Here is a 22,491-nt window from a genome sequence, read left to right as displayed (position 1 = left end):
AAGGAAAAGAGGCTGCATTTCAATTGAAATGCAGCCTCTTCTTTATTCTTCGTTCTTTTTCTTGTATTTAAGCGCTATGTATACAATATAGATTACAATCGTTATGAAAAGGATGCCTTTAATAAAAAGGGATAAGTTCATAGAAGTAGAATAGTCTAGTAAAATCGTTATTATTAAAAGTAATGTCGAAGCAAGTAGCACTATTTTTGTTTTCATGGTGGAGACTCCTTATCTATAAATTATAAAAGGGGGAAGAGTATGATTTTTTATTCGTATAACCCTGAATTCGATAAGCAATCATTAGATAACTTACGAAATCTTAATCCTGAGCTTCGTTCACAAGAACCGACAAAAGAATCGATTATTTATTTACTAGAATCAAACGATACTACAATCGGCTACATCTGGATTGAGCTGATGACTAATCATGTTGAGCTGGCTGAATTTTATTTTGTGGGAAATGATACTAAGAAATGGGGGCTTTATGATTTCGTTGTAAAAACATCAAAAAAACAAGGTAAGACAAGTTTAATTATGAAGGTACCGAGTGGAGGAAGGCAAGAAGAATTTATTGAAAAATGGGGAGGGAAGGTAAGGGAAAGGAAGATAGAAGAGAGCATTGTGAAGATTCCTTTCCAAATCAACCATCGTTCGTGAAGTTAGACGCTTTGCTGTAGATGGGTATTTGAGTGACATTGCTTTTCGATCATATCATCTAAATCCGCAAGCATCTCTGCTGCTTCTGATTCTGAGATCACTTTATAATGGTGATTACCATTTGGTTCTTCATCGGCTTCATCAGCTTGAGCCACCACTTCCTGGAGTGAAGTTCTTTGAACAGTTCCTTGAAAATAGGAGTCGGTATGAAAGAGAATGGCTACAGCAATTTCTTTCGCAGCTTCAGGATTTTCCCCGAGTCTGATGAGCATCTTGTGCGCCCGTTCTGCACCCTTAATCGCATGGATGTCATTTTGTTTATAGAGATCAAAGTCCCATTCGCCATCTCTGTACCATGTATAATGACCGATATCGTGAAGAAGAGCTGCTTTTGTCGCTAGATCCGTATTAACTGCCTCCTTGCATGCAAGGTCGTATGCTTTTTGAGTAACTGTTACTGCATGTGCAAGTCCAGCTCGTTTCAAATACTTTCTAGCAAAAGGTAATTGAAAAATATCAGTAAGTGTAACGTTTCTCATGGTTAACTGCCTCCTCGCTATCCTAAATGTTTTTCTAGAAATCATACCATGTCTTCAAAATGAAATCAACTTATATCGTTCACTAAAAAGACATAAAAAGTCAGTATGAAATTTACTGGAAGTTCTTTCAAAGTGGTAAAAAACGTCTTATAATAGAGTAGGCATATTAATAAAGGAGAGAGAAGCTGTGCGTATTTTCAAAGTTGGGTTGAGAAACCTGGTGGCAACTGTTTTGCTTTTTTCTGTAATGGGACAACCTGCTCTTGCAGAAGAATCATCTCTAGAAGCTAAAGATCATGATGGAGTTAAAGTTGAAGAAAAAGAATTGAAGCTGCCTGATAAGCTTCCTCGTTTCGTTTACGATTCTGGTTTAGATTTTAAATATCCGGACGCAGTAAGAGGAATTTACCTAACAGGGCATTCAGCAGGTGGAGCAAAATTTGATAAACTTATCGATTTTGTGAATTCCACTGAATTGAATTCGATGGTCATCGATATTAAAGATGATTTTGGTAATCTTACATATGAACCAACAGAAGATTCTCCACTAGCTCAATTCGATATCGGCAAGCCTTATATCAAAGAACCACGGAAGGTTCTTGAAGAGCTTGAGAAGAATGAGATTTATCCAATTGCTAGAGTGGTAGTTTTTAAGGATACCGTTTTAGCAGAAGCACGACCAGAGCTCTCTTATAAAGATGGTAACTCACTTTGGAAGAACGGAAGAGGAGAAGCCTTTGTAAATCCTTTCAGTAAAGAAGTATGGGATTACAATGTGGAAATTGCGATCGAAGCAGCAAAAATGGGCTTTAAGGAAATTCAGTTTGATTATGTGCGTTTCCCAGAAGGATTTGAGAAACGAGATACATCACTTACGTACACAATGGGTGATTACAAAGACCTAGAGATGGAAAACGTACAGAAGCGAGTATCTGCAGTAACAGATTTCGTAGCATATGCAAACTCGAAACTCGAACCTTATGGTGTTGATGTTTCTGTTGATATCTTTGGCTATTCTGCAACGATTCCAGAAGCACCAGGAATCGGTCAAAACTTCTCTAAGATCTCTGAAAATGTTGACGTTATTTCATCAATGATCTATCCAAGTCATTGGGGTCCATATTTCGGCATCTCTAAGCCGGATCTTGAGCCTTATAACATCATCAACGAATATGCACAAGTCGAGAACAAAGTGCTGCAAGCGTTAGATACGCCGCCTACAAGCAGACCTTGGATTCAAGATTTCACCGCAAGCTATCTTGGTGGCGGAAACTACCTGAACTATGGAAAAGCTGAAGTAGAGGCTCAAATTAAAGCACTTAAGAAGAATAACATCAATGAATATTTATTGTGGAATGCAGGAAACAAGTATACGAACAATGTAGACTACACACCATAAAAAACAAGACCGCCAATTACAAGCGGTCTTGTTTTTTTAATGGTCGCGTTTGATTCCTCTCCAGTTTTGTTTATTTGCAGTGAGGTGCTGAGTGAAAGATTTACTTTGTTTAGAAAGCCCAGTCCCAAATTCATGCATGATCATCGCCAAGAATGCTGTCAAACCAATAATAAATATGGCGAAGAACGTAAACTCAAGGAAAAGAGGCATTCAAATCACTCCAGTCGTTGTTTTTTATCAGTTTACCGAATGTTTAGTTTTTTGAAAAGAGGGAATATTATTGCTTGCAAGCCTTACCATGTATCTTACGTACTGTATAAATATGTTATACTAATAGTGATTAATTTACTAAAAGGAGTAGATCAATGAACTGGTATGAGAAATTGAAGCAATATTTTCCTATTGAAGAAATGAAATCAAAGGAACACATGGACTTGTTGCTTGAAGAGAAAAGTGACATTTACATCAAGGATGAGGGACCGAATCATGTATTAATGTATGCCAACCTACCAGATTTCATCTTTGTGGATTATATCTTTGTTTCCGGTGATGCCAGAGGTCAGGGGCTTGGCAAAAAGCTGATCAATGGTCTTAAAGAAAAAAACAAACCGATTATTTTGGAAGTTGAACCTGTCGATTACGAAGATACTGATACAGAAAAAAGACAACGCTTCTACTTGAGAGAAGGTTTCAAGCACGCGAAGTCAATCGGTTACCGGAGACGTTCACTTGCAACAAACGAAATCAACGAAATGGAAATTTTGTACTGGTCACCTGAAGAAGCTGGTGAAAAAGAAATATATGAAGCGATGAAGCATACGTATCAAGAAATTCATACTTATAAAGACAAGCAATTATACGGTGAATCATACATGCCTGTTGATGAAGTACTAAGTTTGAAAGCTGACAAGGAACTTGTAGAGGAATAAGAAGACTGTTTTTCAACGAGGAGGAAGCTTCTATGAAAAACCGGGATAAGAAGAAGAAAAAGAAGCGTGAGATGCTGAAAGATATGTTGAAAAAGCGCATAAAAAAATGGAATCCACGTCCTGCAAAGTCACCTGCCTCTAATACAAAAACGTCTGCATAACAAAAGGAAAGCCAATTGGCTTTCCTTTTGTTTATGCTTCTTCGAGTTTTTCTCGTTTCTTATCGAGACGTTTTTGTCTTCTCAGATCGATCAGATAATAAACGACCGGAATGAAAATGAGTGTAATAAATGTTGCTACGGTTAGTCCAAACACAATTACGATTGCCATCGGCTGCTGAATTTCAGTACCTTCACCAAATCCAAGAGACAGTGGTACAAGGCCAAGGATGGTTGTGAGAGCCGTCATTAGAATTGGACGTAATCGTACAGGGCCTGCTTCTAAGATCGCAGAGCGAGTATCCATGCCTGTAGATCGAAGCTGGTTAATGTAATCAACGAGCACGATCGCGTTGTTAACGACGATTCCGGTCAATATCAGCATACCTACGAGTGAGCCAACCCCGAGAGGTTGGAACGTCACGAGTAAACCGACTATGATTCCGATCGCAGTTAACGGAACGGAGAACATGATAATAAACGGGTATAGGAAGGACTCAAACTGACCTGCCATAACCATGTATACGAGTAAAATTGCTAGCGCAAGAGCACCAGAGAGCTTGAAGAAGGCATCGTTCATCTGTTCGTCCTGTCCTCCAAAAGTAATTTTGTATGCATTACTTGGAAGTGGAACGTCCTTAACAAGCTTTTCGCGGATTTCGTCCGTTACTGTACCAAGATCTCGATTCAACAAACTTGCAGTGATTTCAACCTGACGCAAACGATCCGTTCTAGTAATTTCTGAAGGACCGAGTCCTCTTTTGATTTCAGCTACAGACGAAAGAGGGATCTTTTGGCCAGTTTGCGTTTCGATTAATAAGGTCGATAAAGAATTGAGAGAGTCTGTATACTTTTCCTCAACTGTTAGTCTGATATCGAGCTGCTTTCCGTCCCTAGCAAGGTTGCTTGCGACAAGCCCATTCGTGGCGTTCGATACTGCGGTTGAAATCTGTGTACTTCCAACGCCATAGCTTGCCGCTTTTTCTCTGTCAATCAAAATCTGTACCTCAGGGTTATTCGATTCAATACTAGACGTGGGTTCTCTGACGCCTTCAACTTCTGAAATACTTTCGATGACATCATCTGATAGTTGTTTCAAAATTTCAAGATCCGGTCCAATAATATTTATCGCGATCGGATCGGCGTTAAATCCTGAATCACTTGCCGAAACCATAATATTGGCATTAGGGATGTTTTTTAGTTTTGATCTGATGTCTTCAGCTACTTCAAGGTCAGATTTGCTTCGTTCACCAATTGGAACGAGTAATACACTATAGGTAGCTCGGTTGGTCTGACTACCTGCCCCAACACTGAAATTATCGGTTCCTCCAGCAGTTAGATACGAGAGTTTCACTTCTTTAATATCCTCTAATGCAGTATCGATTTCCTCAGTCACATTCGTTGTCGCTTCGAGCGAACTACCTGCTGGTAATTGAGCAGATATATTCACAAAACTCTGGTCCTGAGCCGGTAGAAATTCTGTACCGATGAAAGGCGTTCCGGCAGCTGATACGACCAATAGGGCAATCGTAAATCCAAATGTTTTCTTAGGATGTCGAAGCGATTTATCCAATAGACGTTTGTACCAGCCGTTCAATCTCTCGAAACGTAATTGGAACGTCGATTTCGAAGCATTCCGGTTCATTAATAGAGACGAAAGCAACGGTACGATTATCAACGCTGTAAATAAAGATGCGAGTAAAGAGAACGTAATTGCTAATGCAAGTGGCTTAAATAACTGTGCTGCTAATCCAGTTACGAAAACGATCGGTAGAAACACGACGACAGTCGTCATAGTCGAAGCGATGATCGCACTGCCTACTTCTTTTGTTCCTTCTACTGCCGCATCCTTAAGCGATTTTCCTTCTTGTCTCAAACGATAAATATTTTCGAGTATGACGATGGAGTTATCCACCATCATCCCAACCCCGAGGGCTAAACCACCGAGAGTGAGGAGGTTAATCGTTTGACCTGAGAAGTACATTAAGATGAAGGCACCGACGATTGAAATCGGTATCGAAAGGCCAATAATCAAAGTACTTCGGATGTTTCTTAAGAAGAGATAAAGAACAGCAGCTGCAAGTATACTACCGATTATAATATTCCATACAACGGCGCGGATCGATTGGTTTATAAACTTTGCCTGATCAAATACGGTTTTGATCTCCATATCTGAAGGGAGTGAAGGCTGTATTTCTTCTAATTTATCGTTAATCTGACTAACGACCTTCACAGTATTCGATCCAGACTGCTTTTGGATGGAGAAGCCGATTGCAGGTTCTCCGTTTAAATAGCTTTCTTGTGCAGAAGGCTTCATCAATTCTTCTATTGTTACGAGTTGATTCAATTTTATCGGGCCACTTTCCGTTGGTACGGAAAGGTTTTTCAAATCCTCAACAGACTCAAATTCTCCTGTTACACGAAGGGGGAGATTCTTGTTTTCAGTTTCGATTGAACCACTCGGAATATTGAGGTTTTCAGAACCAATGAGCTGCTGGAGATTTGTTAAGGTTACTCCATATTGGCTTAGTCGATCGGGGTCCGCTGTTAATCGAATTTCTTTTTCGAGCTGACCTTCGATGGTTACAGCTGCAACTCCTGGAACTGAGTCTAGAGCAGGTTTGATCTGATCTTCGATGGTTTGCTTAATCTCAGTTAATTCTTCTTCAGAGCCTGAAACACCGAGCTGCATAATTGGAATGTCACTTGGATTGAAACGTAACACTTTCGGCATCGGAACATCCGAAGGGAGAGAGTCTCTTACAGCATCAATTTGTTCTCTCATGTTGAGGGTGGCAAAATCCATGTCTGTCCCCCATTCGAAGGAGATCAGAATCAATGCTCCCCCGTTCCGTGAAATGGAAGAGATGCTTTCTACGTTAGGCAACGTACCCATTACGTTTTCTAAAGGAGAAGCGAGTAAGTTTTCAACTTCTTCAGGTCCTGCACCTTCATATGTAACCGTTACGGCAGCAACGGGGAATGTTAAATCTGGGAAAAGGTCTACAGGCATGTTTCGTAATGAAACCGTCCCGATGATAAGGATGAAAACAATGACCATTCCCATTGCGATCGGGCGGAAAACAGAAAGCTTAGCAATATTCATGTGATTTCAACTCAATTCTGTACCTGTATTTCAGATGTTTCAGATAGACGATCTTTACCATTTGTAACCACATCATCTTTTGTCGTTAATCCATCTGTTATTTGGATGGTTTCATTGGATTCTGCTCCTACTTTTACTGGTACTTTTTTTACTTTCTTTCCTTGAGAAACAAAGACGTATGTTTCCTTTTCGCCATATACGATCGATTCTTTCGGTACAACGATCGCATCTTTGATTACGTCGGTTTTGATACGAGCGGTCGCTTTCATTCCACCCTTGATTTTATTTTCTTTATTTTCAAGTTCGATGTCGATAACAAAAGAGCCCGTTTGTTCATTTGCTGTTGGTGGAATTTCACTAAGTTCACCAGAGAACATTCCGTCGATTCCGTCAAATGAGATTTTTACTTTTTGGCCTTTTGAAAGCTTGCTTATTTGAAAGCTGTTTACTTGAAAGGATGCTACGACAGGGTCCATATTTACGACAACTGCAATTGGAGAGTTAGGAACAGCTGTAGAATTTTCTTCAGCATTAATTTGAGAGATCACTCCGGTGATTGGAGCTTCTATCGTTGTTGCATTTAGAACATCTCGCGCTTGATTCAGACTTGCTTTCGTTTCTGCGAGCTGTGATTCTAGCTGAGTTACGTTTCCAGCTGACATTGATGGCATAGAGGCTGCGGCCTGTGATAGCTCTGCTTGCTTAATTGCGACTTCTAGACTTTCTTTCAGTACATCAGAAGTGCTTACGTCTTCAGTATCAATTTGCTTCAGCAACGTTTGAGAACGTTGTAATGAGGAATTTAACTCTTCTTGCATTGCTTTTAGTTCCTGCGCGTTTTTTTCAGCTTCACTCGAAAGCTGTTTTGCTTGAGTTACTGCTTTTTCTAACTCATCGACAGCGTTCGATAGGTTTGCGACATTGCGTCTTGCAGCCGTATCATCTAAGGATGCGATTAAATCTCCCTTTTCAACTGTGCTCCCTACTTTAACATTTAGCTCTTTAATTTCGAGTGGGGAAGGAGCGATGAGAGGAATAGTCGTACCTGGAATAGCTTGTCCTGTTAGTTCGAGTTCATCGGAGAGCTCGATTTTCTTTACGTCAGCAACCTCTACAGGGATGGGTTGGTCGTTCGTTTCTTTACTAGTAATTTCTGGCGTACTGCAGGCTGTGGTCAAGACAAGTAAGCCTGCTAAATAAATCGCTTTCTTCATTATGTTCACCTCAAAAGTAGTGTCTCTTTTACGAATACTATCATGTGGAAAAGTATGTTGCTGAATTAAAATAAAACATTTTGAAACAATTTATGTTTAGAAGGGTAATGATGGGGGAAGTAGAAGATAGAAGACGGAACTGTTGTACACTAATTGTATAACTTAATTACAACTTTTGTCATCACCCTAGTTATTTTATACGCACTGTAGTATAATATAAATTGTGAGAAGATAATGTTTCTAAATAAAGAATAATGTTTATTTATAGAAAGGAGCCAATCCTTATGGTAACACTCTATACATCTCCAAGCTGTACATCTTGTCGAAAAGCAAAAGCATGGCTACAGGAGCACGATATTCCATTTACGGAACGTAACATTTTTGCTGAACCACTCACTATTGAAGAGGTTAAAGAAATTCTTCGTATGACTGAGGACGGAACAGATGAAATTATATCAACTCGCTCAAAAACATTCCAGGAATTGGGCTTGAACTTAGATACTGTTTCTTTACAAGAATTATTTGAGTTAATTAGTGAATACCCTGGATTGCTTCGTCGTCCGATTATCTTAGATGAGAAGCGCTTACAAGTAGGTTACAATGAAGACGAAATTCGTCGTTTCCTTCCGCGTAAAGTTCGTACATTTCAACTTCAAGAAGCAACTCAGCGTCTTGTAAATTAATAAAAACTTCTACAGGGGCACCCTGTAGAAGTTTTTTTAGTTAGCACCATGTGTTTTGTAAGCGTTCCTTTTATAATACCAACCTCCGACAATAATTATGAATAAGAAGAGCCAATGAGTAGGTATCTCCAATGAGGGATACGTGTAGTAAAACGTTTTAAGCTCAGGGGCGTTCGTGAACATTTTCCCTGCAGTTAAAGCGAGAATGCCAGCACCTACATAAATTAATACGGGGAATCGGTTTAAGGCATGAAGAATCATTCTGCTCCCCCATACGATGATCGGGATGGAAATGAGTAATCCGAAGACGACGAGATAGAGTTGTCCGTTGGCAGCACCAGCAATAGCGAGCACGTTATCTAGACCCATGATAAGGTCTGCAACTACAATCGTTCTTATTGCTCCCCAGAAAGAATATTTGGAATCAATCGTTTCTGGGCTATCATCCTCCCTCACAAGTTTCAATGATATGAGTAGTAAAAATAAGCTACCAATGATTAATAAATAAGGTAGTGTTAATAAATAGACGGCAACAATGGTTAGTGCTATCCTTAATCCTACAGCGAGTGCTGTGCCGATGATGATCGCTTTACCTTTATGGGAATTAGGTAAATTTCGACAAGCTAGTGCAATAACGACGGCATTATCACCTCCAAGAACGATATCGATCCCAATAATGAACAAAATTGATGTGATGATTTCTGTTTCAAACAAAGGCGCCAACTCCCGGAATTAGTTAAATTTTACAATCATGACAGGAGCATACAGGGGCAAGCTATACACATAAATATTTATATCGTGTATATGCTTTAATATGAGTGAAAAACAAACGTTTTTTTATTTCCATTCTTTGATGTTTTATCATAGAATGGTATTACAAGAGAAAAGCGGTTTGGTTTAATCGCTTAAGGGAATGAAACAATAAGGAGTATCCCAGAGGGAATAGCCTTCCGGTTAAACAAACAGGAGGGAGAGAAAACGGATGGAAATTGAACGAGTCAACGCAAATACATTAAAATTCTTTATCACGTATAGGGACATTGAAAATAGAGGATTTGATCGAGAAGAAATTTGGTACGATCGAGAAAGAGGAGAAGAGTTATTCTGGGAAATGATGGATGAAGCGCACCAGCGAGAACAATTTTCGCTGGAAGGTCCGCTCTGGATACAAGTACAGGCCCTAGAAAAAGGTTTGGAAATCATTGTTACTCGCGCGCAGATGTCCAACGACGGCTCTAAACTTGAATTACCTATTTCTGAAGATAAACAATTGGATCTTCCAATCGATGAGAATATTGATAAAATTCTTGATGACAAATTTACGATTCAGAATAGCCAGGAGACAGAGGAAGCAGAGCAACTTGAAGAGGAAGAACTTACCTTTACTATTGGATTTAAAGATTTCGAGGACGTTATCTCTTTAGCTCACGGATTTGATGCAGATGGAGTTGTTAACGGTCTGTACAACTTTGAAGACAGATATTACCTTCATGTTGTTTTTGACGAAGCATTGAGCGAAGATGATCAGGATAACCGTTTGAGCCAGTTATTAGAGTACGGTTATGAATCAGATCTAACGGTTCACAGAATGCAGGAATACGGTAAGGAGATTCTCTCTGAACAGGCTCTTGAGCAGCTCCGTGTACACTTCCCACTCTTATAAACCATTGCCGATTTCAATAGGAAATCGGCTTTTTTATTTTAGGCAGAGCATTATTGTAATAAATTAAAGGGAATTTGTGCCGCCTAGAAGAATACTATTTCATCTAAATGAAATTGAGGTGGTAAGATGTTGAAAGCTGTATCGCGAAATGGAACTGTTTTGAATTTCGCTGATCATCTAGAGGATTTAGTAGCTCTTAAGGAACTTCGGAAAACAACAGATTTCTATTGTCCGAGTTGCAATAGCTCAGTCGTTATGAGGCTTGGTCAGAAGAAAGTGTGGCACTTTGCTCATCATTCACACGCACCATGTGTGGATGCTTGGGAAGCCGAATCTAGTTATCACCTTTCAGGAAAAGAGCAGCTTTACAATTGGTTAAGGAAAGAACATCGCGATGTAGAAGTCGAAACCTACTTACAGCAGCCGAAGAAGCGTCCAGACCTCTTTCTACAAGCAAGAAACCTCGCTATTGAGTATCAATGCTCCCCTATCGAAGAAAACCTCTTACAGCACCGTACAGACAGTTATTTCGAAAGTGGTGTTGATGTATGGTGGATCCTGGGTAAAAGCCGTTTGAAAAGCAAATACCGATTTATTCATTCCATCAGTTCCATGGAGTGGGCCAGCACAAGAATAGTGAATCAAACTCCTGTATTGTTTTATTATTGTCCTCTTGAAACCCTCTTTTACATCGTCATTCCTCAGTATAGTTTAACTTCAACGAAAATCATTTGTACCACCACTGCTATCGCTCCGGATAAAACTTCATTAGCCTTCATTTTAAAAACCCCTTTAACAGCGTTATCCCACCCTATACGCAATTCGATCTGGCTTAAACAAAAGCAAATTTGGCGAACAAATCCTCATGGTGAAAAAAGTTATGCGTATTATTATATAAGGAAACTCCTTTATGAAAAGGGGGAAGCAATCAGGCTCTTTCCCTCTGAAGTAGGAATCCCATCCACCTCAAATTATTGGATCGAAACTCCCTCGTATTTATGGCAAGCATGGATCGTATTAGTTTTTCTTCCTAAGCTACACCCCCACATGACATTTACCTTTACTCAATTAACTTCTTCATTTAAAGAACTTATTTCGCGAGGAATTTTCAAATTGCGGATGAATTCATTCGAAATGGGTGTTAACATGGCTCTTCATGCTTATCTAGAGCAGCTTAAACGGTTAAACGTCATTAAAGAGAGAGGAGATCGGTATGAAAAGGTTCATCAACCTTTGATGAATAACCGTTTGGAAACAGCTCTTGTTATGGACAAAAAAATTATTTTAGATCTCTTATAGCATGCAAGTATTGTCGAGCGAAAAAGTAAGAATAATAAGAGAAATATGGTAGGATAAATAGTGTAATGTGACTATTAGATGGAGGTGTCAGATAGATGGAAAATAAGACGAAGAACGCTTTACCGAAACGTGAAGATATTCCCGTAGAAGATACTTGGGATTTAGAAGCGATTTATGAAAATGATCAGAAATGGGAAGAAGAATTCAAAGAAATCAAAGCGCTTATTCCAGAGATGGAGAAATACAAAGGCAAACTAAGTGAATCTGCAGAGACTTTGTATGCAGGTCTTCACCAGCAGGATGAGATTACAAAGAAACTTGGAAAGTTGTTTACATATGCACACATGCGCTACGATCAAGATACAACGAACTCAACTTACCAAGGATTGAATGACAGAGCGTCTAATCTTGCAACACAAGTAAGCAGCGCTCTCGCATTTGTTGTTCCTGAAATCTTGAGTATTCCTGAGAAGGAAATCGAATCCTATTTGAAAGAAAATAAGGATCTCAAGCTATACGCCCAAGCTCTTGATGAAATCAACCGTCAACGCCCACACGTTCTTTCAAAAGAAGAAGAGGCGATCCTCGCTGGAATTAGCGATGTGACGAATAGTTCGAGCAACACGTTCGGAATGTTGAATAATGCTGATATGAAGTTCCCGACCATTCAGGATGAGAATGGGGAAGAGGTGGAAGTTACTCACGGCAGGTTGATTCGTTTTCTAGAAAGTAGTGACCGCCGTGTAAGGAAAGACGCATTTAAGGCAGTTTATGACACGTATGGTAAATTTAAGAATACGTTTGCGAGTACGTTAAGCGGAACAGTTAAACGCGATAACTATAATGCTTCAGTCAGAAATTATGATTCTGCACGTCAAGCAGCTCTCGATAACAACAATATTCCTGAAGAGGTTTATGATAATCTTGTTGAAACAGTCAACAGCCGTCTAGACTTGCTTCATCGTTATGTTGATATTCGCAAGAAGGCGCTTGGACTAGACGAACTTCATATGTATGATCTCTATACACCTCTTGTACCAGATGTGAAGATGGAAGTCACATATGATGAAGCAAAAGACTATATTCTAAAAGGTTTAACCCCATTAGGTGACGAATACGAGTCAATCCTTAAAGACGGATTCGAAAATCGTTGGGTAGATGTTCAAGAAAACGTCGGGAAACGAAGCGGTGCTTATTCATCTGGTACTTATGGAACCCGCCCATATATCTTGATGAACTGGCAGGATAATGTGAACAATTTATTTACACTTGCACATGAATTTGGGCATTCAGTTCATTCTTATTACACAAGAGAGAACCAGCCTTATCCATATGCGAACTACTCGATCTTTGTAGCAGAAGTTGCTTCAACTACAAATGAGTCTCTTTTGAATGATTATTTATTAAAAAACACGAGCGACAAACAAGAGAAGCTCTACTTGTTGAATCATTATCTAGAAGGATTCAGAGGTACTGTTTTCCGTCAAACCATGTTTGCTGAATTCGAGCACGCGATTCATAAGAAAGCTCAGGACGGAGAGCCGTTGACTCCAGACTTACTTTCGGACCTGTATTATGAATTGAACAAAAAGTATTTCGGTGAAAACCTTGTGATCGATGAGGATATTGCACTTGAATGGGCAAGAATTCCTCACTTCTATTACAACTATTATGTTTTCCAATATGCTACAGGCTTTAGTGCAGCTGCTTCTTTATCTAAACAAATCCTCGACGAAGGAGAGCCAGCAGTTTCACGCTATATCGATTTCTTAAAAGCGGGAAGCTCGGATTATCCAATCGAGGTCTTGAAGAAGGCTGGCGTAGACATGACGTCTTCTAAACCAATCAGCGATGCTTTGGATGTATTTGAATCAATTCTTGATGAGATGGAGAGCTTGCTCTTCTCATAAACTAACGAACCCGCCTTCTTCCCAGAAGGCGGGTTCTTAATGGAAACCTCTAAACTGATTTCGTTTATTAAACATGCTTACTGTAAAGAGAATTGACAGGAACAATAGAAGAATTCCAACGATAGAAGGGATGAATTTCAATAGCCCCATAAGAAATACCCCGAAACTCATTGCTATTAGAATCAATCCGATTATCACAGAATAAGACATACTTACTCCTCCTCAATAAAATTAATATGAAACATTTTCGATTTTAGACCGTAAAAAAAGGAACGGGATGAATTTCTCCCTGTTCCTTATGATTGAGCAGTTGAGCGCCAGAAGCATCCGTGTTTCACCGGTACTTGAGCGGCTTTTTGTTTAAGTGCTAGTTTCTTCATTTCAGCATCTGCTTCTTCTAAACTCATGTCATATACCACTGCCACTTCTTTCGTTGCAACGAACTGATAACGTTGTAAGAAGTGTTCGATCGAAGGTAGTGGCTTGGGTATTGGTTCTTCTTTTAGCATTTCATGTAAAATGCTAACGTACACTTCATAATCGTAAAGTCCCGTGATTTTCAATCCTTCTTCTTCGATGTTTTCATTGAAGAAAACAAGTGTGGGAAGCTCGTTTACTTCCATTTCAGCTGAAATCTTTAAATCACATTGAAAGGCTCTGATGGATGCTTGAGACTGAAGATCTTTTTTGAATTCTTCCACATCGAGACCAGTATCTTTTGCAGCGTTCACAAGGTTCTCTTGTTTCGTCATGTTCTGCTTCTCAATAAACAGGAGTTCTCTCATTTTACGAAGAAAACGAAGTCCTTGTAACTTTCCCTGAAGCTCTGCAGCTTTAATAGCGATCGATGCGATATAGGGTGTGTCGATTGGATCTTCAAACCAGAGGTCACCATCGCATGACATGCCAGAACGAGTGGCAGTGCGTTCCCAACGTTTTGCAACGTCTGCGTGGGTTTTGATACCTTCTGTTTTCCTTTTGAAGGAATTAAACGTTTCTACATTTCCGCCAACAAGGTGTCTTATTCTGAATGTGTGTCCATACTCTAATTGTAGTTTCTTTATGACAGGTTCAAGCCCCCAGCAGTCAGGACATAACGGATCGATGAAAGAATAGATCTCGATCGGTTTGCTCTTCTGCGAGAGAGTTGAACAGGTAGTATCGGTATCTCCGTTTGGATTGTAAGAATCGCAAAAGGAACCTGTTACATTCGGTGTCAATTCGATTCTCCTTTCTCTTCCGGATTACCCGTGTTTACCATATGATGGGCAGTGAATGTAAGTCTATTCAATAGATGTTCTTTGAGCTCGATGTCTAACTCGACTTCGTCCATCGCTTCTTCCATACAAGAAAGCCATGCTGATGCTCGCTCAGGAGTTATTTCAAATGGTAAATGTCTTGCTCTTAACATAGGATGCCCATGTTCCTCAGAATATAGAGGAGGGCCTCCGAGAAATTGTGTCAAAAATTGTTTTTGTTTCCGAGCTGTTTCATCTAAGTCAGCTGGAAATATCGGTTTAAGTTTTGGGTGTTGTGAAACACGGCTATAAAATGCATTCACAAGTTCGTCTAACTGTGAACGTCCAATTAATTCATACATGTTTTGTTTCATATTGCTCTTCCCCTTCGGAAATTAGAACCTTATTACAGTTTTATTTTAGCAACCTCTATATGTAACAGCAAATAATCTGGTTCGTCACGATTCTCATAAAAAAACAGAAGCTCTAAATTTGCTTCTGTTTTGCTATGAAAAACCGCTGGATTTTGTTCTTCGCTTTTTTAATCTCAATCCCATGTTCCCTCAGGAGATGATGGAATGCTCGCTCGCCCTGTTCATAATCAGTTACTTCAAATTCTAATTCATAGTCTTCGTGCCCCAGATACTCACTATGATCAAGAACGAGGAGGCCAGAAGTTAGTTTCACTTCTGCACGATGAGTTGTCAATGAGCCTAAATGGAGAAGGTTGTCCGTAAGACCAAGATTCACCACTTGTTTTGAAACGTCGCCTTCTGGTAACACTCCAGTTTCTCTAATGGAATGGAATGTTTCTTCAGTTATAACCTGATGCGTTTCTAATAACCCTTTTTGTGCGGGCTCTTTCAAAGTTAGTACAAGACCGTCTTTCTTTTTTCTAACACGTAGGGCAGCACCTTTGTCACGAAGTGCAAATTGTGCGGAATCAAAATAATCATTTGTTTGTGTTTTGATATTGTTAGATGATTGTTGATAAGAAGCTAATAATGAATGATATTCATTAACAGTAATCATATTTTTAAATTCGATTTCGATTTCTTGAGCCATTGGTTAAGCCTCCATTAAGGAAAAGTCTGTATATATCGTGAATTATGCCATATGTAGGTGTTTAGAACAACAGAAATGAAATTACCCCATACGTTATGATAAACTATATGGTGGTACATATAGCATTGATGAGGAAAGGAGAGGTATTTGTGGCATTACAATACCCGGTAACAAGAGGAGAGTTTACAGAGGAGTCTACAACCTTCCATATTGATGAGAAAGCTAATTTAGCAAGCTATTCAGCAACAGGAAATATGCTTGTTGATTCGGACAACCTCTCATTCGTTTATTTATTAGATGGAGATGAAGGATATACATATATTCGATTTAATGAAGACATTTGGTCTTCTTTGAAAGAAGTTCTTGATAAAGATTTACCAGTTATGCTTGTTGATGAGACAGGTGAAAAGCTAGAGCTTGTCGAAATAAAAGAAGAGCTCGCTTATTTAGTAGAGAACATTAAAGGGAATTCGAATTATGGTAAAGAAATGAATCAAGCTGTAGAAAGCGTATTTCTAACAGCAACTTCATAGATATCGTCGTTGGTGGTGGTAGGATGAGTTGGGAAGAGTTTTTGGCGCCGTATAAGCAAGCTGTGAATGAGCTTAAGGTGAAACTGAAAGGTATACGAGATCAGTTTGAAAAGTCTGATGATCATACACCTGTAGAATTTGTTACAGGAAGGGTAAAGCCGATTCCAAGTATACTTGATAAAGCAAAACGCAAAGATATTCCCACCGATAAGCTTCGGGAGGAAATGCATGATATTGCGGGATTACGTGTGATGTGTCAGTTTGTAGAAGACATTAATCGTGTGATTCAACATCTACGTAACAGGCGTGACTTTGAAATCGTTGAAGAGCGAGATTATGTAACGAATCGAAAAGAGAGCGGATACCGCTCTTATCATGTGGTTGTTCGTTACCCAGTGCAAACGATTAGTGGTGAACAAATGCTGCTCGTAGAGATTCAGATTCGCACTCTCGCGATGAATTTTTGGGCAACGATCGAGCACTCTCTTAATTACAAATATAACAAAAAGATTCCAAGCAACATCCAAAGACGACTCCAGCGAGCAGCTGAAGCTGCATCGAAGCTGGATGATGAAATGTCTGAGATTAGGGTAGAAATAAAAGAAGCCCAAAAAGTGTTTATGCAGAAGAAGGAAAACGAAAAGAAAAACGCAGAAAATTAAAGTAGATGAGGTGCCAAAAGTGAAATTTGCTATAAAGTCGAAAGGGGATCAAACGTCAAACCAGCTTCAGCAACGTATAAAGAACTACTTGCGCGATTTTGATCTTGAGTACGATGAAGCAGAGCCAGACATCGTTATCTCTGTTGGTGGAGATGGAACGTTGCTTCATGCGTTTCATCATTATCAAGATCGATTAGATGAAACGGCTTTTGTAGGCGTACATACTGGACACCTTGGGTTTTATGCAGATTGGGTGCCTGAGGAAGTGGAGAAGCTAGTTATTCACATTGCTAGGACGCCATTTCAAATTGTTGAATATCCTCTTCTTGAAGTGACTGTTCGCTATCTCGATAGCACGAAAGAAAACAGGTACCTTGCATTAAACGAATGTACTGTCAAAAGTGTAGAAGGATCTCTTGTGATGAACGTGGATATAAAAGGAGACCTTTTTGAAACCTTCAGGGGTGATGGACTTTGCATTTCTACTCCTTCAGGTAGTACTGCGTACAACAAGGCGCTCGGTGGCGCTATTATTCATCCCGCTCTACCTTCGATTCAGCTTTCTGAGATGGCATCGATTAACAATCGTGTATTTCGAACGGTTGGTTCTCCGCTCGTTTTACCACAGCATCATACATGTTTGTTGAGACCCGTTAATGATGTTGATTTTCAGATTACGATCGATCACCTTTTCTTACTTCAAAAAGACGTGAAATCCATTCAATATCGAGTGGCTGAAGAAAAGATTAGATTTGCTAGGTTCCGCCCGTTTCCATTTTGGAAGCGAGTTAAGGAATCGTTCGTAGACGATGAGTAAAGAAGCAGTCCAGTTCATTTCAAGAGCTGGGCTGTTTTTCTATCTAATTCTAGAAGTGGAGGCTTGTAGGGATGAGTGATGTAAGGTTTACCTGGGAGGTAGGAGACCTCCAGGATGGAATGCTGATGAGAGAGTTTCTTTTAAGAGAAAAGACGCTGTCTAGAAGCATGTTGACAGATATCAAGTTCAAGGGCGGAGAGCTCAGAGTCAATGGAGAAGTGAAGAATGTTCGTACGACGTTACAGAAAGGGGACATAGTGGAAGTCCTGTTTCCGGTTGAAGAAGTAAGTGAGAGTATGTCACCGATCACGATGCCCCTTAGAATCATATATGAGGATGACCACTATTTACTGATCAACAAAACATCAAACGTGCCAACGATTCCTTCAAGACACTCAGAAAGTTCTCTTGCTCAAGGAGTTCTCGCTTACTATAAAGAGAACAAGTTAAATCGTACGATTCACGCAGTGAACCGTCTGGATCGTGACACTTCTGGCCTTGTCCTATTTGCAAAACATCGTTTTGCACACGATCTCCTTTCCAAGCAACAACAAAATAAAACGATGAAACGATCATACTATGCCATTGTACATGGCACTTTAGATAAAGAAGAAGGCGTCATCGATCGGCCAATAGGACGAAAAGAAGGCAGTATTATCGAGAGGACAGTTAGGGGAGATGGTCAGGGTGCAGTTACACACTATCGAACGATACAAAAGTGTGGCGCCAATAGTCTTCTTGAAATTGAGCTTCTGACCGGTAGGACGCATCAAATACGTGTTCACATGTCTTCTGTTGGCCACCCTCTACTTGGAGATGATCTTTATGGAGGGAGAAAGGAAGGGATAAATCGTCAGGCACTTCATAGTAAAAGCCTTGAATTCTATCACCCCTTTCTTGAAAAAACGTTAACTTTCTCTATTGAATTAGAACAAGATATGTTGGATGTTATTCAAACGAATTGAACTTTTCTTTAACGAAAGGAAGAGAGGACGGTACAGAAACTGTGGTAAGTTCAGGATATTTTACGGACGTCAATTTGCCTCCAAATACGCAACCTGTATCGATATTTACAGTTCTGTTAATCCACCGTGGTTCATGTACAGGAGTGTGTCCATAGACAACGAGGGGAGGTGCAGAATAGGTAGCTGCCCAATCTTTTCTTACTGGCATGCCGTTCGGATGCGTTTCACCCGTCACATCTCCATATAAAACAAAGGTCTTTACCTTTTTTCCAGATTGACCAATGTATTTTGAAGGTATTCCAGCATGAGCGACAATTAGTTTTCCATTATCTAACGTTAAATAAAGTGGTGATTTCTCATAGAGAGTAGTGAACCTACTTATGATCGCATTTCTTTTATCGTCTGATAACTGCGAAAGTTCCTCAACTGTGGTTTCTAAGCCATGCTTCTGTTGAACGTTTCTTCCAATCATATAACGATATAGCTTATTGCAATGATTTCCAGGGCAATAGTAGGCTTGGTTTTCTTCTACAAGTCTTGTGACGACGTTGATCACTTTTAATGAATGAGGGCCTCTGTCGGTGAGGTCTCCGAGGAAAACGATTTTTCTCTCCTTAGGGTGGATAGGGATATCGTTCACCCACTCGTATCCTAGCTTTTTAGTTAGTTTCACAAATTCATCATAACAACCGTGGATATCTCCGATAATATCAAACAATAACCTTCCTCCTTTATGCAATTATCCATTCCCTATTTTCATTAAGGGAATTCTTCTATCGATGTAAAATAACCTGCCAGAGCGGCAGGTTATTCAAACATATATGTTTTTGTACGAGATCTTACATTGAGAACTAATCCTACTGCAATCATATACGTCAGGAGCGCACTCCCACCATAACTTACGAAGGGAAGAGGAATTCCTGTAATCGGTAGTAGGCGAACTGTCATTCCGATATTCTGGAACACTTGGAACGTTAACATACCGATGACACCTGCGCATAAGTAGCTTCCAAACGATTCATTGCTTTCTAATGCTGTATGAATCATACGATAAATCAGCAAGAAGAAAATTGAAATGGTGATGCTTGCACCGATAAATCCAAACTCTTCTCCGATTACTGCAAAGATGAAGTCTGTGTGAGCTTCAGGGAAATAGACGGTACCGTCAGAGTAGCCTTTCCCTTCAAGCTTACCTGAGCCGATAGCAAGAATCGCTTTCGTTGCTTGATACCCTGCGTCGGTGTATTCTTCAGGAGCCAACCATCCGTAAAAACGGGCAAGCTGGTATTCATCAAGAATGTACTCCTTAAAAAAGGTAGGGAATTTGAAAAAGGTAAACACAACAGCAGAAATACCTGCTATGCCCGTCAACGTGAGCAATGCTAGCAGACGCCAGCGGACTCCAGATACGAGAGTGATGCTCACTACGATTGCTGTGAATACCATCGCGGTTCCAAGATCGGGCTGTTTCATAACGACTGCAAGCGGAATAGCGGATATGCCAAAGATTTTACCAAGCAAGATTAAATCAGTTCGAATTGTTTTCTCTCCATGGGTTTCATGGTGTTTCACTACCGTAGAACTAATGGTAATGATCAAGAAAATCTTCATGAATTCTGAAGGTTGCACGCTTCCAAGCCCAGGCAAAACAAACCAACTTTTTGCTCCATTACGTATCGGAGCAATCTGGTAGCTCCCTATGTACTCTGGCATGATTTGAAGCAATAGCAAAAGGAAAATACCGAATCCGAAAAGGTACCAAGAGAGCTGTTTGAAGCGATCAAAATCGATTACCATCGTTAGCGATAAGACGAATGCTCCAATGAAATACCACGTCAGCTGCTTTCCAGCGAAGTTTACGTTTTTTAATTCTCCGGGAAGTGAAGCTTGAGCAGAATAGATGGCAACTGTACTGACACACATAAGAAGAAATATAAAGAACAGTAGCGTATAATCTATCTGCTGCCAAGGTGTTTGATTGTCATTGTTCATGATATAATCCTTTCTAAAGAAAAGCGTTGGAGACGTGTTCTAAGCACATCACCTATCTTATCTAAAAAAAACCTTTTTGCAAATCTGAAAACGGAATTTGTTTTGACAAAATAACTGCGTTCCGACTAAGATAGGAAGGTAATTTTACTTATTATAGTATAAATGAGATTGTACGCTACTTAAAGAATTAAACAAGACTTCCCATGTAATTTATGTCCATTTTATTACGAAATCCTTCTGGACACATAGAAAATAGTAGTAAGGAGGGGTGCTTGGTGGCACATTCAGAACAAGAGATCCAACTTATCTATGATGCACTTATCCAATACTTAGCTGAAGAAAAAATAGAGGCATTTCGCGACCTGTTTCTCGATATACATCCTTATGACCAGGCAAAATTCTTCCTTACGGTTGAAGAAGATGTTCGATTGCTGGTGTACACGTATTTATCGCCGAGTGAAATGGCGGAAATATTCCAGAACTTCGAAATAGAAGAACAAGAAGAATTTATTTCTGAGATGGAGCCTCCATATGCTGCCGAAATGCTTGCAGAAATGTATGCGGATGATGCCGTCGATGTCTTGAATGAGCTTAATCCTGAACAGATCGCAAGCTATCTCACGATCATGGATGATGATGCAGCTGACGAGATCAAAGAGCTGTTGCATTATGAAGAGAAAACAGCTGGAAGTATCATGACGACAGAATTTGTTGCAATACGGGCACACCAAACGGTAAAACGCGCCATGCAAATTCTTAGGCGAGAAGCACCTGAAGCAGAGACCATCTACTATGTATTCGTGGTTGATCAACAAAAAAGGCTGGTAGGTGTCATATCTTTAAGAGATTTGATTATTGCAGAAGAAGATGTCTTGATTGAAGATATAATGAATGAACGTGTCGTTTCAATATCGGTAGGCGAAGATCAAGAAGAAGCAGCAAGGTTAATGAGAGATTATGACTTTCTTGCTCTACCTGTACTCGATTTTCAACAACACTTACTCGGAATTATTACGCACGATGATATTGTTGACGTTATTGAAGAAGAAGCATCAGAAGACTATTCTAAGCTTGCTGCGATATCAGACAACGGTACGCTAGATCGCAATCCTTTTTCATCTGCGCGAAAACGGTTGCCATGGTTAGTTATCCTCTTATTCCTAGGAATGATGACAGCAAGTTTGATCGGACAATTTGAAGAAACTCTCGACAAAGTTGCGCTACTTGCTGTATTTATTCCGTTGATTGCAGGAATGGCAGGGAATACAGGTACACAGGCGCTTGCAGTTGTTGTACGTGGGATTGCAACAGGAGATTTTGAAGAACATAGTAAATGGAACTTAATTTTAAGGGAAGCAGGAACAGGGTTAATAACAGGGTCAACATGCGGGATTCTTGTGACGATTATTATCTTTTTGTGGCAAGGAACCTTTTTTCTTGGAATTTTAGTTGGTTTTTCGCTATTATGTACTCTGATAGTCGCAACGCTTGCAGGTGCGCTTGTACCATTACTTATGCATAAATTAAATATTGACCCTGCAGTGGCCTCTGGCCCGTTTATTACGACGATCAACGACATTATCAGTATTCTCATCTACTTTGGAATGGCTACAGCGTTTATGAGCTATTTGATCTAGTAGAATATTGTGTTCGTTTTGAAGG

General features: G+C 39.8%; 25 protein-coding genes. 13 read left to right on the top strand and 12 right to left on the bottom strand.

What is annotated here, in order from left to right; genetic code table 11:
- Positions 1-42: 42 nt before the first annotated feature.
- Positions 43-216 carry a hypothetical protein gene (locus tag SJY16_RS12470; protein WP_377889597.1) on the bottom strand — a complete coding sequence of 58 codons (174 nt, stop codon included), beginning with the start codon at positions 214-216 and terminating at the stop codon, positions 43-45.
- 42 nt (positions 217-258) lie between these two features.
- Here SJY16_RS12470 and SJY16_RS12465 point away from each other — a divergent pair, with 42 nt between their 5' ends.
- Positions 259-657: a hypothetical protein gene (locus tag SJY16_RS12465; protein WP_377889595.1), complete on the top strand. Its 399-nt coding sequence runs from the start codon at positions 259-261 to the stop codon at positions 655-657.
- A 2-nt stretch (positions 658-659) separates the two neighbouring features.
- On the opposite strand, the gene SJY16_RS12460 is transcribed toward SJY16_RS12465, so the two are convergent.
- Complete coding sequence (locus tag SJY16_RS12460) at positions 660-1,196, bottom strand: HD domain-containing protein (RefSeq protein ID WP_377889594.1); 537 nt, start codon at positions 1,194-1,196, stop codon at positions 660-662.
- A 247-nt stretch (positions 1,197-1,443) separates the two neighbouring features.
- Between SJY16_RS12460 and SJY16_RS12455 the strand changes: the two genes are divergently transcribed.
- Positions 1,444-2,595: a putative glycoside hydrolase gene (locus SJY16_RS12455; RefSeq protein WP_377892221.1), complete on the top strand. Its 1,152-nt coding sequence runs from the start codon at positions 1,444-1,446 to the stop codon at positions 2,593-2,595.
- A gap of 36 nt (positions 2,596-2,631) precedes the next feature.
- Here SJY16_RS12455 and SJY16_RS12450 read toward each other — a convergent pair whose 3' ends face one another.
- On the bottom strand, positions 2,632-2,805 hold the full coding sequence (locus SJY16_RS12450) for a hypothetical protein (RefSeq protein ID WP_377889593.1): 174 nt from the start codon (positions 2,803-2,805) through the stop codon (positions 2,632-2,634).
- Between the two features lie 155 nt (positions 2,806-2,960).
- Here SJY16_RS12450 and SJY16_RS12445 point away from each other — a divergent pair, with 155 nt between their 5' ends.
- Entirely contained in the window at positions 2,961-3,524 is a 564-nt protein-coding gene (locus SJY16_RS12445) for a GNAT family N-acetyltransferase (protein WP_377889592.1), read from the top strand.
- 32 nt (positions 3,525-3,556) lie between these two features.
- Complete coding sequence (locus SJY16_RS12440; protein WP_263622911.1) at positions 3,557-3,685, top strand: hypothetical protein; 129 nt, start codon at positions 3,557-3,559, stop codon at positions 3,683-3,685.
- A gap of 31 nt (positions 3,686-3,716) precedes the next feature.
- Here the strand turns inward: SJY16_RS12440 and SJY16_RS12435 are convergent, their stop codons facing one another.
- Positions 3,717-6,788: an efflux RND transporter permease subunit gene (locus SJY16_RS12435; protein WP_377889590.1), complete on the bottom strand. Its 3,072-nt coding sequence runs from the start codon at positions 6,786-6,788 to the stop codon at positions 3,717-3,719.
- Between the two features lie 11 nt (positions 6,789-6,799).
- Positions 6,800-8,002: an efflux RND transporter periplasmic adaptor subunit gene (locus SJY16_RS12430; RefSeq protein ID WP_377889589.1), complete on the bottom strand. Its 1,203-nt coding sequence runs from the start codon at positions 8,000-8,002 to the stop codon at positions 6,800-6,802.
- A 284-nt stretch (positions 8,003-8,286) separates the two neighbouring features.
- Here SJY16_RS12430 and spxA point away from each other — a divergent pair, with 284 nt between their 5' ends.
- Positions 8,287-8,685, top strand: coding sequence for a transcriptional regulator SpxA (gene spxA / locus SJY16_RS12425; RefSeq protein ID WP_377889587.1), 399 nt, complete (start codon positions 8,287-8,289; stop codon positions 8,683-8,685).
- Between the two features lie 36 nt (positions 8,686-8,721).
- Here the strand turns inward: spxA and SJY16_RS12420 are convergent, their stop codons facing one another.
- Positions 8,722-9,399: a TerC family protein gene (locus tag SJY16_RS12420; RefSeq protein WP_377889585.1), complete on the bottom strand. Its 678-nt coding sequence runs from the start codon at positions 9,397-9,399 to the stop codon at positions 8,722-8,724.
- A 268-nt stretch (positions 9,400-9,667) separates the two neighbouring features.
- Here SJY16_RS12420 and mecA point away from each other — a divergent pair, with 268 nt between their 5' ends.
- The 3 genes from mecA to pepF all read left to right on the top strand — a co-directional run bounded on the left by mecA (position 9,668) and on the right by pepF (position 13,557).
- Entirely contained in the window at positions 9,668-10,348 is a 681-nt protein-coding gene (gene mecA / locus SJY16_RS12415) for an adaptor protein MecA (protein ID WP_377889583.1), read from the top strand.
- Positions 10,349-10,474: 126 nt separating this feature from the next.
- A complete protein-coding gene (locus tag SJY16_RS12410) occupies positions 10,475-11,647 on the top strand; it encodes a competence protein CoiA (RefSeq protein ID WP_377889582.1) in 1,173 nt (390 codons plus the stop codon).
- Positions 11,648-11,742: 95 nt separating this feature from the next.
- The gene (gene pepF / locus SJY16_RS12405) at positions 11,743-13,557 is read left to right on the top strand and encodes an oligoendopeptidase F (protein WP_377889580.1); all 1,815 of its coding nucleotides are present in this window, start codon (positions 11,743-11,745) and stop codon (positions 13,555-13,557) included.
- A gap of 36 nt (positions 13,558-13,593) precedes the next feature.
- On the opposite strand, the gene SJY16_RS12400 is transcribed toward pepF, so the two are convergent.
- From SJY16_RS12400 to SJY16_RS12385, 4 genes are all read right to left on the bottom strand, one after another.
- Positions 13,594-13,767, bottom strand: coding sequence for a hypothetical protein (locus tag SJY16_RS12400; protein ID WP_377889579.1), 174 nt, complete (start codon positions 13,765-13,767; stop codon positions 13,594-13,596).
- A gap of 86 nt (positions 13,768-13,853) precedes the next feature.
- Complete coding sequence (locus tag SJY16_RS12395; protein ID WP_377892218.1) at positions 13,854-14,681, bottom strand: ClpXP adapter SpxH family protein; 828 nt, start codon at positions 14,679-14,681, stop codon at positions 13,854-13,856.
- Positions 14,682-14,773: 92 nt separating this feature from the next.
- Positions 14,774-15,169, bottom strand: a complete 396-nt coding sequence (locus SJY16_RS12390; protein ID WP_377889577.1) for a globin domain-containing protein — start codon at positions 15,167-15,169, stop codon at positions 14,774-14,776.
- A gap of 112 nt (positions 15,170-15,281) precedes the next feature.
- Entirely contained in the window at positions 15,282-15,860 is a 579-nt protein-coding gene (locus SJY16_RS12385; protein WP_377889575.1) for a CYTH domain-containing protein, read from the bottom strand.
- Between the two features lie 149 nt (positions 15,861-16,009).
- Between SJY16_RS12385 and SJY16_RS12380 the strand changes: the two genes are divergently transcribed.
- From SJY16_RS12380 to SJY16_RS12365, 4 genes are all read left to right on the top strand, one after another.
- Positions 16,010-16,393: a UPF0738 family protein gene (locus tag SJY16_RS12380; RefSeq protein ID WP_377889573.1), complete on the top strand. Its 384-nt coding sequence runs from the start codon at positions 16,010-16,012 to the stop codon at positions 16,391-16,393.
- Between the two features lie 23 nt (positions 16,394-16,416).
- A complete protein-coding gene (yjbM, locus tag SJY16_RS12375) occupies positions 16,417-17,055 on the top strand; it encodes a GTP diphosphokinase (protein WP_377889572.1) in 639 nt (212 codons plus the stop codon).
- Between the two features lie 19 nt (positions 17,056-17,074).
- Positions 17,075-17,872, top strand: coding sequence for an NAD kinase (locus tag SJY16_RS12370; protein ID WP_224881553.1), 798 nt, complete (start codon positions 17,075-17,077; stop codon positions 17,870-17,872).
- Positions 17,873-17,943: 71 nt separating this feature from the next.
- On the top strand, positions 17,944-18,837 hold the full coding sequence (locus SJY16_RS12365) for an RluA family pseudouridine synthase (RefSeq protein ID WP_377889570.1): 894 nt from the start codon (positions 17,944-17,946) through the stop codon (positions 18,835-18,837).
- Here the strand turns inward: SJY16_RS12365 and prpE are convergent.
- Both prpE and SJY16_RS12355 read right to left on the bottom strand, forming a co-directional pair.
- On the bottom strand, positions 18,821-19,555 hold the full coding sequence (gene prpE / locus SJY16_RS12360; protein ID WP_377889568.1) for a bis(5'-nucleosyl)-tetraphosphatase PrpE: 735 nt from the start codon (positions 19,553-19,555) through the stop codon (positions 18,821-18,823). The two genes, SJY16_RS12365 and prpE, sit on opposite strands and share 17 nt — an antisense overlap.
- Positions 19,556-19,644: 89 nt before the next feature.
- Entirely contained in the window at positions 19,645-20,829 is a 1,185-nt protein-coding gene (locus tag SJY16_RS12355) for an FtsW/RodA/SpoVE family cell cycle protein (protein ID WP_377889566.1), read from the bottom strand.
- Positions 20,830-21,104: 275 nt separating this feature from the next.
- Between SJY16_RS12355 and mgtE the strand changes: the two genes are divergently transcribed.
- Entirely contained in the window at positions 21,105-22,466 is a 1,362-nt protein-coding gene (gene mgtE / locus SJY16_RS12350) for a magnesium transporter (RefSeq protein WP_377889565.1), read from the top strand.
- The last annotated feature ends 25 nt before the right edge of the window (positions 22,467-22,491 follow it).

This window comes from Alkalihalobacillus sp. R86527, from assembly GCF_042466185.1.
Classification (GTDB): Bacteria; Bacillota; Bacilli; order Bacillales; family Guptibacillaceae; genus Guptibacillus.
This window is presented reverse-complemented; position numbering and strand designations above follow the sequence as displayed.

Bases quoted from the DNA above. Each gene is read 5' to 3' on its own strand.
- SJY16_RS12470 (WP_377889597.1), bottom strand. From the start codon at position 216: ATGAAAACAAAAATAGTGCTACTTGCTTCGACATTACTTTTAATAATA.
- SJY16_RS12465 (WP_377889595.1), top strand. From the start codon at position 259: ATGATTTTTTATTCGTATAACCCTGAATTCGATAAGCAATCATTAGAT.
- SJY16_RS12460 (WP_377889594.1), bottom strand. From the start codon at position 1,196: ATGAGAAACGTTACACTTACTGATATTTTTCAATTACCTTTTGCTAGA.
- SJY16_RS12455 (WP_377892221.1), top strand. From the start codon at position 1,444: ATGGGACAACCTGCTCTTGCAGAAGAATCATCTCTAGAAGCTAAAGAT.
- SJY16_RS12450 (WP_377889593.1), bottom strand. From the start codon at position 2,805: ATGCCTCTTTTCCTTGAGTTTACGTTCTTCGCCATATTTATTATTGGT.
- SJY16_RS12445 (WP_377889592.1), top strand. From the start codon at position 2,961: ATGAACTGGTATGAGAAATTGAAGCAATATTTTCCTATTGAAGAAATG.
- SJY16_RS12440 (WP_263622911.1), top strand. From the start codon at position 3,557: ATGAAAAACCGGGATAAGAAGAAGAAAAAGAAGCGTGAGATGCTGAAA.
- SJY16_RS12435 (WP_377889590.1), bottom strand. From the start codon at position 6,788: ATGAATATTGCTAAGCTTTCTGTTTTCCGCCCGATCGCAATGGGAATG.
- SJY16_RS12430 (WP_377889589.1), bottom strand. From the start codon at position 8,002: ATGAAGAAAGCGATTTATTTAGCAGGCTTACTTGTCTTGACCACAGCC.
- spxA (WP_377889587.1), top strand. From the start codon at position 8,287: ATGGTAACACTCTATACATCTCCAAGCTGTACATCTTGTCGAAAAGCA.
- mecA (WP_377889583.1), top strand. From the start codon at position 9,668: ATGGAAATTGAACGAGTCAACGCAAATACATTAAAATTCTTTATCACG.
- SJY16_RS12410 (WP_377889582.1), top strand. From the start codon at position 10,475: ATGTTGAAAGCTGTATCGCGAAATGGAACTGTTTTGAATTTCGCTGAT.
- pepF (WP_377889580.1), top strand. From the start codon at position 11,743: ATGGAAAATAAGACGAAGAACGCTTTACCGAAACGTGAAGATATTCCC.
- SJY16_RS12400 (WP_377889579.1), bottom strand. From the start codon at position 13,767: ATGTCTTATTCTGTGATAATCGGATTGATTCTAATAGCAATGAGTTTC.
- SJY16_RS12390 (WP_377889577.1), bottom strand. From the start codon at position 15,169: ATGAAACAAAACATGTATGAATTAATTGGACGTTCACAGTTAGACGAA.
- SJY16_RS12385 (WP_377889575.1), bottom strand. From the start codon at position 15,860: ATGGCTCAAGAAATCGAAATCGAATTTAAAAATATGATTACTGTTAAT.
- yjbM (WP_377889572.1), top strand. From the start codon at position 16,417: ATGAGTTGGGAAGAGTTTTTGGCGCCGTATAAGCAAGCTGTGAATGAG.
- SJY16_RS12365 (WP_377889570.1), top strand. From the start codon at position 17,944: ATGAGTGATGTAAGGTTTACCTGGGAGGTAGGAGACCTCCAGGATGGA.
- SJY16_RS12355 (WP_377889566.1), bottom strand. From the start codon at position 20,829: ATGAACAATGACAATCAAACACCTTGGCAGCAGATAGATTATACGCTA.